Source organism: Streptomyces sp. URMC 126, assembly GCF_051386555.1.
GTDB lineage: Bacteria > Actinomycetota > Actinomycetes > Streptomycetales > Streptomycetaceae > Streptomyces.
The window spans coordinates 1-9,614 of the sequence record NZ_JBPQTX010000272.1; the positions used below are offsets into that span (position 1 = coordinate 1).

The 9,614-nt window shown below is 73.6% G+C and carries 8 protein-coding genes; 1 reads left to right on the forward strand and 7 read right to left on the reverse strand.

The window, feature by feature from the left end:
- The 4 genes from ACSNOK_RS25940 to ACSNOK_RS25955 form a co-directional block, all read right to left on the reverse strand.
- On the reverse strand, positions 1-717 hold a 717-nt coding region (locus ACSNOK_RS25940), incomplete at its 3' end, for a biotin/lipoyl-containing protein (RefSeq protein ID WP_436783192.1).
- Positions 718-765: 48 nt separating this feature from the next.
- Positions 766-2,154, reverse strand: coding sequence for a dihydrolipoyl dehydrogenase (gene lpdA / locus ACSNOK_RS25945; protein WP_436783193.1), 1,389 nt, complete (start codon positions 2,152-2,154; stop codon positions 766-768).
- Positions 2,155-2,480: 326 nt separating this feature from the next.
- The gene (locus ACSNOK_RS25950) at positions 2,481-4,007 is read right to left on the reverse strand and encodes a leucyl aminopeptidase (RefSeq protein WP_436783194.1); all 1,527 of its coding nucleotides are present in this window, start codon (positions 4,005-4,007) and stop codon (positions 2,481-2,483) included.
- Positions 4,008-4,157: 150 nt separating this feature from the next.
- Complete coding sequence (locus tag ACSNOK_RS25955; RefSeq protein WP_436783195.1) at positions 4,158-4,964, reverse strand: adenosylcobinamide-GDP ribazoletransferase; 807 nt, start codon at positions 4,962-4,964, stop codon at positions 4,158-4,160.
- A gap of 154 nt (positions 4,965-5,118) precedes the next feature.
- Here ACSNOK_RS25955 and ACSNOK_RS25960 point away from each other — a divergent pair, with 154 nt between their 5' ends.
- Positions 5,119-5,856 carry a hypothetical protein gene (locus tag ACSNOK_RS25960; protein ID WP_436783196.1) on the forward strand — a complete coding sequence of 246 codons (738 nt, stop codon included), beginning with the start codon at positions 5,119-5,121 and terminating at the stop codon, positions 5,854-5,856.
- On the opposite strand, the gene ACSNOK_RS25965 is transcribed toward ACSNOK_RS25960, so the two are convergent.
- The 3 genes from ACSNOK_RS25965 to cobT form a co-directional block, all read right to left on the reverse strand.
- The gene (locus ACSNOK_RS25965) at positions 5,823-6,581 is read right to left on the reverse strand and encodes a hypothetical protein (RefSeq protein WP_436783197.1); all 759 of its coding nucleotides are present in this window, start codon (positions 6,579-6,581) and stop codon (positions 5,823-5,825) included. The two genes, ACSNOK_RS25960 and ACSNOK_RS25965, sit on opposite strands and share 34 nt — an antisense overlap.
- The gene (locus ACSNOK_RS25970; protein WP_436783198.1) at positions 6,578-8,329 is read right to left on the reverse strand and encodes a phosphatidylglycerol lysyltransferase domain-containing protein; all 1,752 of its coding nucleotides are present in this window, start codon (positions 8,327-8,329) and stop codon (positions 6,578-6,580) included. The genes ACSNOK_RS25965 and ACSNOK_RS25970 overlap by 4 nt, the downstream gene beginning before the upstream one ends.
- A gap of 116 nt (positions 8,330-8,445) precedes the next feature.
- The gene (cobT, locus tag ACSNOK_RS25975; protein WP_436783199.1) at positions 8,446-9,492 is read right to left on the reverse strand and encodes a nicotinate-nucleotide--dimethylbenzimidazole phosphoribosyltransferase; all 1,047 of its coding nucleotides are present in this window, start codon (positions 9,490-9,492) and stop codon (positions 8,446-8,448) included.
- Positions 9,493-9,614: the final 122 nt, after the last annotated feature.

Here is a 9,614-nt window from a genome sequence, read left to right on the forward strand (position 1 = left end):
CGGCTGAGCCGGGGCCGCGGGCTGAGCCGGAGCCGCCGGGGCGGCCGGAGCGGCGGGGGCGACCGGAGCAGCCGGGGCCGCGGGGGCGGCCGGAGCGGCGGCGGCGGGAGCCGGAGCGGCCGGGGCGGCGGCCTGGGCCGGAGCGGCACCGGCGGCACCGATCACGGCCAGCTTGGCGCCGACCTCGGCGACCTCGTCCTCGCCGACGACGATCTCCAGCAGGACGCCGGAGGCCGGGGCCGGGATCTCGGTGTCGACCTTGTCGGTCGAGACCTCGAGCAGCGGCTCGTCCTCGGAGACCTCCTCGCCGACCTCCTTCAGCCAGCGGGTGACGGTGCCCTCGGTGACCGACTCGCCCAGCGCGGGCAGCACGACGTCGGTACCGGTGGCGCCACCCGCCGGAGCGGCGGCGGCAGCGGGGGCCTCGGAAGACGCTTCCTCGGCGGCGGGAGCCTCCGAGGAAGCGGCCGGGGCGCCGGAGCCGTCGTCGATGATCGCCAGCTCCGAGCCGACCTCGACCGTCTCGTCCTCGGCCACCTTGATGGAGGCGAGGACGCCGGACGCGGGGGCCGGAATCTCGGTGTCGACCTTGTCGGTGGAGACCTCGAGCAGCGGCTCGTCGACCTCCACGCGGTCACCTTCGGCCTTGAGCCAGCGAGTGACAGTGCCCTCGGACACGCTCTCGCCGAGCGCCGGCAGGGTTACGGAAACCGCCATGATGCGGTTGCTCCTTACGAGTAGTGCGGATGGTGGTGCGCTCGGGACTCAGTCGTGCGAGTGCAGCGGCTTGCCGGCCAGGGCCAGGTGGGCCTCGCCGAGGGCCTCGTTCTGCGTCGGGTGCGCGTGGATGAGCTGCGCGACCTCGGCGGGCAGGGCCTCCCAGTTGTAGATCAGCTGGGCTTCGCCGACCTGCTCGCCCATGCGGTCGCCGACCATGTGGACGCCGACCACGGCACCGTCCTTGACCTGGACGAGCTTGATCTCGCCCGCGGTCTTGAGGATCTTGCTCTTGCCGTTGCCCGCGAGGTTGTACTTCAGGGCGACGACCTTGTCGGCGCCGTACAGCTCCTTGGCCTTCGCCTCGGTGATACCGACGGAGGCGACCTCGGGGTGGCAGTACGTGACGCGCGGCACGCCGTCGTAGTCGACCGGCACGGGGTTGAGACCGGCCAGCCGCTCCGCCACCAGGATGCCCTCGGCGAAGCCGACGTGCGCGAGCTGGAGGGTCGGGACCAGGTCGCCGACGGCCGAGATGGTGGGCACGTTGGTGCGCATGTACTCGTCCACGAGGACGTAGCCGCGGTCCATGGCGACCCCGGCCTCCTCGTAGCCCAGGCCCTGGGAGACCGGGCCGCGGCCGACGGCGACGAGCAGCAGCTCGGCCTCGAAGGTCTTGCCGTTCTCCAGCGAGACCTTCACACCGTCGGCGGTGTACTCCACGCCGGAGAAGCGGGAGCCCAGGGAGAAGTTGATGCCGCGCTTGCGGAACGCGCGCTCCAGCAGCTTGGAGCTGTTCTCGTCCTCGACCGGGACGAGGTGGGGGAGCGCCTCGACGATGGTGACGTCGGTGCCGAAGGACTTCCACGCGGAGGCGAACTCGACGCCGATGACGCCGCCGCCCAGCACGATCGCGGACTTCGGCACGCGGTCCAGGACCAGCGCGTGGTCCGAGGAGATGACGCGGTTGCCGTCGATGGTCAGGCCCGGCAGCGACTTCGGCACGGAGCCGGTCGCCAGCAGGACGTGACGGCCCTCGACGCGCTGCCCGTTCACGTCGACGGACGTGGGGGAGGACAGGCGGCCCTCACCGGTGATGTAGGTGACCTTGCGCGAGGCGACCAGGCCCTGCAGACCCTTGTACAGGGCCGAGATCACGTCGTCCTTGTACTTGTGGACGCCCGCGATGTCGATGCCCTCGAAGGACGCCTTGACGCCGAACTGCTCGCTCTCGCGGGCGGAGTCGGCGACCTCGCCGGCGTGCAGCAGAGCCTTGGTGGGGATGCAGCCGCGGTGCAGGCAGGTGCCGCCCAGCTTGTCCTTCTCGATCAGGGCGACGTCGAGACCCAGCTGCGCTCCACGCAGGGCAGCGGCGTAACCGCCGCTACCGCCTCCGAGGATCACTAGGTCGAAAACGGTGCTGGCGTCGTTCGCCACGTCACGTCCTCCATGCATGGGTACGCCGTTGCCGGTCGTCGATGACCGGGCGGCGGCTGTCGTTCGGCCGCTTCTTGCTTCGGCCCGTGATTACTGGGGGCCCTGTCCTGCCGAGACAACATCTTCGCACTTGTTGACGGACGGCGGGACGCCGGGCCGGGCTGAGGGACGACTGATGCGTCACCTTCGATGGGTTACTCGCGCGTAGAGAAGTCCGCCGGCGTGGTACCCCGGGGGCGTTCGTCCAGAGCGAACGCCGCGCGGCCCCGGACGCATTCCCGGGACCGCGCGGCGGCTTCGCGAGCGGGCCGGCGCGGCCCGCCCGCTCAGCCCAGGTCGCCCTCGGCGGTGCGCTCGGCCAGCCGGACGAGCGTACGGACGGCGGAGCCGGTGCCGCCCTTGGGGGTGTACCCGTAGGGGGCGCTCTCGTGGAAGGCCGGGCCCGCGATGTCCAGGTGCGCCCAGGTGATGCCCTCGCCCACGAACTCCTTGAGGAACAGGCTGGCGATCAGGCCGCCGCCGTTGCGGACGCCCATGTTGGCGATGTCCGCGACCGGGGAGTCCATGGTCTTGCGCAGCTCGGCGGGCATCGGCATGGGCCACGCCTGCTCGCCGACCGCCTCGGCGATCTCGTAGACGGCGGTGCGGAACGCGTCGTCGTTGGCCATGACACCGAAGGTGCGGTCACCCAGGGCGAGGACCATGGCACCCGTCAGGGTGGCGACGTCCACGATCGCGTCCGGGTTCTCCTCCGAGGCGCGGGTCAGGGCGTCGGCCAGGACCAGCCGGCCCTCGGCGTCGGTGTTGAGCACCTCGACGGTCTTGCCGCTGTACATGGTCAGCACGTCGCCCGGACGGGTGGCCGTGCCGGACGGCATGTTCTCCGCGAGGGCCAGCCAGCCGGTGACGTTGACGCGCAGGCCCAGCTTGGCGGCGGCCAGCACGGCCGAGAACACGGCGGCGGCGCCGCTCATGTCGCACTTCATGGTCTCGTTGTGGCCGGCCGGCTTGAGCGAGATGCCGCCCGAGTCGTAGGTGATGCCCTTGCCGACCAGGGCGAGGGTCTTCTCCGCCTTCGGGTGGGTGTAGCCGAGGCGGACCAGGCGCGGCGGGTTGGCGGAGCCCTGGCCGACGCCCATCAGACCGCCGTAGCCGCCCTTGAGCAGGGCCTTCTCGTCCAGCACCTCGATCTTGAGGCCGTGCTCCTTGGCGGCCTCCTGGGCGAGGGCGGCGAACGCGGCCGGGTGGAGGGCGTTCGACGGGGTGTTGATCAGGTCGCGGGCGCGGTTGACCTCGGCGGCCACCACGGCGGCGCGCTCGACGGCGGCCTTGAACGCCTTGTCGCGCGGCTTGCCGCCGAGGATCACGGCGTCGGCCGGCGGCTCGCCCTTCTTCGAGGCGCCCTTGCCGCCGCCGTTGCTGCGGAAGGCGGTGAAGGTGTACGCGCCCAGCAGGGCGCCCTCGCCGATCGCGGCGACGTCGTCCGCGTCCGTCACGGGCAGCGCGAAGGCGGCCTTCTTCGTGCCGGTGAGGGCGCGGGCGGCGGCGCCCGCGGCGCGGCGCAGCGCCTCACCCTCGTAGCCGTCACCCTTGGCGGGGACGCCGCCGAGACCGGCGGCGACCACGACGGCGGCCTTGACGCCGGCCGGGGCCGGCAGCTTGGTGACCTCGCCCTCCTCGCCGGAGGCGCCGAGGGTCTCCAGGACGGCGGCCAGCTTTCCGTCGAAAGCCTGGTCCACGGCTTCGGCACCGGGCGCGAGGACGGGTCCCTTCGGGCCCTTGGCGACACCGACGACGAGGGCGTCCGCGCGCAGCGTCGCCGCGCCGGAGGTGCTGAGAGTGAGAGCAGTCACGGTGGTGGGTGTCCCTACTTCCGTTGAGGTTCCACGGCTTGAGAGCACAGCGAGGCCTGTGCCGGCCGCCACCGCGCATCGTATGCGCCGCGCGTGCGCCGCCGGGTTCCGGGCCTTCGGGCTGGCGCGAGCCTATCCCCGCACGGTCGTTCAGCCCAGGGTCGTGACGATCATGGCCGTGGTGGCGGCGGTCTCCGCCAGGGCGCCGAAGACGTCCCCGGTGACCCCGCCGAAGCGGCGCCGGCAGTGGTGGAGCAGGAGTTCGGCCGCCGCGACGGCGAGCGGGACGGCGGCCCCGGCGCGCAGCGCGGCGCCCGGGCCGAGGAGCGCGCCGGCGCCGGCCGCCGCGCAGCAGGCGGCGGCCGTCACCGCGAGCGCGGCGGGGACGGGCACCACGCCGGCGACGGCGGCGCCCAGCCCGCCGGGACGGGCCGCGGGGACGCCGCGGCGGGCGGCGAGGGTGAGGGCGCAGCGCGCGGCGACGGACGCCACCAGGGCGGCGAGGGCGCCGCGCGCCCCGCCGGCGGCGTACTGGCCGTACAGCGCGGCGGCCTGCCCGAGCAGGACGAACACCAGGGTGACGACGCCGAACGGGCCGATGTCCGACTGCTTCATGATCCGCAGCGCGTCCTCGGCGGGCTTGCCGCTGCCCAGCCCGTCGGCGACGTCGGCCAGCCCGTCCAGGTGCAGCCCCCGGGTGAGCACCGCGGGGACGGCGGTGGCGGCCACCGCGGCGAGGGCGGGGCCCGTGCCGAGGAGCAGCAGGAGCCAGCCCGTCGCACCGGCGCAGGCGCCGACGAGCAGCCCGGCGAGCGGGGCGGCGAGCATGCCCCCGCGCGCCGCCGCGCGGTCCCAGCGGGTGAGGCGGACGGGCAGTACGGTCAACGTGCCGAAGGCGAATCGGAGGGCGTCGGCGGAGGTGGCGCGGGGGGAGCCGGGAGGGGGCGTGTCGGTCATCGCGGGCAGGGTATCCCGGCCCCCCGACCGTCCCCTTGGCCGTCCTCCGGACCGCCCCCCGGCCCGTCCGGGAAGGCGTCCGGAGGAAGCGGGCGGATGCCCGGCCGGGCGATAGGCTGCACGTCAGGGCGGAGTTCGGAAGTGCGGGAGTCCGATGGAACACTGGCTTGACCGCAACGTCGTCGAGCCGGGCAAGCTGCCCCTGCTGGCGGCCCTGACCGCGTTCGTCCTGACGTTCCTCGTCACCCGGGTCATCACCCGGCTCATCCGCGCGGGCAAGGGCCCCTTCCGCAACATCCGCCCCGGCGGCCTGCACGTCCACCATGTCGTGCCCGGCGTGGTGCTGATGGTGGTCGGCGGCTTCGGCGCGGTGGCGGCGGGCCGGCACGGGCTGGGCGCGCTGGTCGCGGCGGTCCTCTTCGGCGCCGGCGCCGGGCTGGTGCTGGACGAGTTCGCGCTGATCCTCCACCTCGACGACGTCTACTGGACCGAACAGGGCCGCAAGAGCGTCGAGATCGTGGTGCTGACGGCGGCCCTGGTCGGCCTGGTCCTCTTCGGGTTCTCGCCCTTCGGGGTGAACGAGCTGACGCCGGAGGAACTGCGCGGCCGCAGCATCCTGGTCTCCAACATCCTGATCAACTTCCTCATCGCGCTGTTCGCACTGGCGAAGGGCAAGCCGCGGATAGCGCTCATCGGCGCGGTGGTGCCGCTGGTCGCGCTGATCGGCGCGGTGCGGCTGGCCCGGCCCGGCTCGCCGTGGGCCCGCCGCTTCTACCGCCGGCGCCCGCGCGCCCGCCGCCGGGCGCGGGTGCGGGCCTACCGGCACGACGCCCGCTGGAACGCGGTCCGCAACCGCCTTCACGACCTCGTCGCCGGCGCCCCCGACCGCTGACCCCCGCTCCCGGCGCCCCCGGCGCTCCCGGAGCCACCCGGCCCGCCCCGGAAGCGGTCGTCCCGCGGCTTGCGGCGACGCCCGCGCAGCTCGTCCGCCGCGCTCAGCGTCAGCATCGCCACGACGGCCGCGATGTGCTCCTTGCCCGCCAGGTTCGGCTTGACGGCCACCTCGGCCGCCATCGCCGCCGCCACCACCGCGCAGGTGACCCAGGCCCGGTACCGCCAGGACACGTACACCGCCAGCCCGACGACGGCCGCCGACGGGCCGGTGTCGACCACCTTCGCCGCCTCCGCCGGCAGCCCCAGCCAGCCGGGGCCCAGCGCGATGGCCAGCCGTGCGTACATCGTCCCGGCCAGCGTGGCGACGTAGGCGATGCCGAGCGTCCGCCACCGGCCCAGGCAGATCTCCGCGATCCCGAAGACGATCAGCACCTGGGCCAGCGCGCCCCAGACCGGCAGGTCCAGGGCCGGGACGAACAGCGACAGCGGCGTCCGCAGCAGCGCCAGCCACCACGGCAGCTCGGCCCGTACCGACCCCACCGCCTGGACCGGGCCGAAACCCCAGGACCGGTTCTGCACCCACTGGAGGGCCATGGTGAGGGCGACCGCCGAGAGGGTCATCGGGATCGCGCGCAGCCGGTCGCGGGCGAGGGCGTCCGTCACGGTCGCGGCGAGCGGTCCCCATTCGGTGCGTGCGGCGCGGCGCAGCGCCGCACGGTTCATCGTCGGCTCTCCAGATGCTTGCGGTTCAGCCACTTGGGCAGTCCGGGAGCCTCCAGGAAGCCCTCCGCGCGGGCACTGGCGATGCCGATGCGCAACAGGTCACTGCTCTTCTCGAACAGCATGAAACGAGGCTCCCAGATCGGGCGGTACTTCGCATTCGCGCGGTACAGCGACTCGATCTGCCACCAGCGCGAGAAGAAGCTGAGCAGCGACCGCCAGGCCCGCAGCACCGGTCCGGCGCCGAGCCGGGAACCGCGTTCGAAGACCGAGCGGAACATCGCGAAGTTCAGCGAGACCTGGGCGATGCCGAGCTCCCGCGCCCGCTGCAGGAGTTCGATGACCATGAACTCCATCAGGCCGTTCTCGGAGTCCCGGTCGCGGCGCATCAGATCCAGCGACAGGCCCTTGGGCCCCCACGGGACGAAGCTCAGCAGCGCCCGCAACTCGCCCTTGCCGTCGTGGCATTCCAGCATCACGCAGCGGCCGTCGTCCGGGTCGCCCAGCCGGCCCAGCGCCATCGAGAAGCCGCGCTCGGTCGCCCCGTCCCGCCAGTCGTCCGCGCGCCGCAGCAGCTCGGCCATCTCCTCCTCGGGGATGTCCTCGTGCCGCCGGATGCGGACCGTGTACCCGGCCCGCTTCACCCGGTTGAACGCCTGCCGGACGGTGCGCATGGCCCGTCCCTCCAGGGTGAACTCGGCGGTGTCGACGATGGCCTCGTCACCGAGTTCGAGGGCGTCCATGCCGTGCCGGGCGTAGACGGTGCCGCCCTCCTCGCTCGCCCCCATCACGGCCGGGATCCAGCCGTGCGCCCGGGCCTCGGCCAGCCAGGGCTCGATGGCCCCCGGCCAGGCCTCGGGGTCGCCGAGCGGGTCGCCCGACGCCAGCGAGACCCCGCCGACCACCCGGTAGGTGACGGCCGCCTTCCCGGACGGCGACCACACGACGCTCTTCTCGCGGCGGAGCGCGAAGTAGCCCAGCGAGTCCCGGTCGCCGTACTTGTCGAGCAGCGCCCGCAGCCGCGCCTCGTCCTCGGGCGTCAGCGGGTCGGTGGCCCGGCGGGAGCGGAACGCCGCCCACACCACCAGCACCAGCAGTACCGTGCTCATCACGTTGATGGTGACGTTGACCCAGTCCGGGGTGTCGATCGCCGGGAACGGGCTGTCGTCGCTCGCCAGGAAGACCAGCCGCCGCACGCCGTAGCGCCAGCGGTCCCAGAACGTCGACCGGTACGCGTCACCGGCCTGGTTGGTGACGGTCACCAGGAAGGCGGCGATCAGCGAGCAGACCAGCAGCCCCCCGGCCGCGACCGCCGCGGCGAGCTTGGGGTTGGAGCGGTCCCCGACCGCGTAGAACTCCCGGCGGCCCACCACCAGGGCGGCCACGAACAGCGCCGTGATCACCACCGAGAACCAGTTCTGACCGTGCGCCCGGAACTCCGGGAACCACATCAGCAGCCCCAGCAGCAACAGGAGCACCCCGGCCAGCGCCAGGTTGAGGATCCAGGCCGCCCGTTTGCGGCGCCGCAGCGTGACCGCCATGAACAGCGACACCACGGCCGAGGTGAAACTGGCCTCCAGCAGGTACGGCGTGAAGTAGTCGTCGACGCTGTGCCGCCGGATGCTCGCTCCGAAGGACACCCAGACCGCGCTGAGCAGATTGACGAAGGCGGCGACACGCAGGTACCACACGGCGAAGGCTGCGGCGCGCCGGGGCCAGGGGCCGCGGCGCACCTCGTCATCCGGAGTCAAGCGGACTTCTCCTGAGAAAGGCGGCGGAAGGGGGACGCGGGTACGGCGTGACCCCCACGTTTCCGCTGCCGATGACCGCTGTCGAGACCTTCCGGCCCGTGTCGGCCTCGGGAACGTCAGGAACGTTCGGGAAGCTCCGCCGCCAGGGACGCCGCGGCCCGTACCAGTGGCAGAGCGAGCAGCGCCCCCGTTCCCTCGCCCAGTGTGACGCCGTGATCGAGCAGAGGGTTGAGCGCGATCCGGTCGAGCGCCTTCGCCTGGGCCGGATCACCGCTGCTCTGCCCGGCCAGCCACCAGTCCGGAGCCCGGAACGCGACACGCTGCGCGACGAGGGCGCACGCCGCCGAGACCACGCCGTCCAGGATCACCGGCGTCCGGCGCACCGCGCTCTGCAGCAGGAACCCGGTGATCGCCGTCAGGTCCGCGCCACCCGTCGTCGCCAGCAGCCGGAGCTGGTCGCCCAGGACCGGGCGGGCCCGGCGCAGCGCGTCCCGGATCGCCGCGCACTTGCGCATCCACGCCAGGTCGTCGATGCCCGCGCCGCCCCGGCCGGTCACCACCGACGCGTCCGTCCCGCACAGCGCGCCGATCAGCGCGCCCGCGGCGGTCGTGCCGCCCACGCTCAGGTCGCCGAGGACGACGAGGTCGGTGCCGGAGTCGGCCTCCTCGTCGGCGATCGCCATCCCCGCCCGGAACGCGGCCTCCGCCTCCTCCGGGGTCAGCGCGTCCTCGATGTCGATCCGGCCGGAGCCCCGGCGCACCCGGTGCCGCGTGACCTCCGCCGGCAGCAGCTCGGGGTCGCAGTCCAGCGCCATGTCGACGATCCGCAGCTCCACTCCGGAGGTGCGGGCCAGCACGGCGGGGGCGCTCTCCCCGTCCAGCGCGGCGCGCACGAGTGCGTACGCGCCCTCGGCGGGCCCGGCGGAGACGCCGAGCGAGGCGACGCCGTGGTCACCCGCGAACAGGATCGCCTTCGGCCGCTCCACCGGCTTCACCGGCACCCCGCCCTGCGCGGCGGCGAGCCACTCGCCGAGCTCGTCCAGACGGCCGAAGGCGCCAGGGCGGGGGGCCAGCCGCTCGCGCCGCTCTTCCGCTTCGCGGCGGGTGCCGGGGTCGGGGCGCTCGATCAGCGTGGCGAACTCGTCAAGATTCAGACCGCTCATCCGCGACACACTACCGCTGCGCGGGGCTGTTCCTGGGGGCCCGCCCCCAGACCCCCGAAACCGCGCTCCGCGCGGTTGTCCTCAAACGCCGGACGGGCTGAGACGGGCGCCCGATCCAGCCC

Excerpts from the sequence above, each read along its gene's own strand:
- cobT (WP_436783199.1), bottom strand. The coding sequence starts at position 9,492 with ATGAGCGGTCTGAATCTTGACGAGTTCGCCACGCTGATCGAGCGCCCC.
- ACSNOK_RS25965 (WP_436783197.1), bottom strand. The coding sequence starts at position 6,581 with ATGAACCGTGCGGCGCTGCGCCGCGCCGCACGCACCGAATGGGGACCG.
- ACSNOK_RS25955 (WP_436783195.1), bottom strand. The coding sequence starts at position 4,964 with ATGACCGACACGCCCCCTCCCGGCTCCCCCCGCGCCACCTCCGCCGAC.
- ACSNOK_RS25960 (WP_436783196.1), top strand. The coding sequence starts at position 5,119 with ATGGAACACTGGCTTGACCGCAACGTCGTCGAGCCGGGCAAGCTGCCC.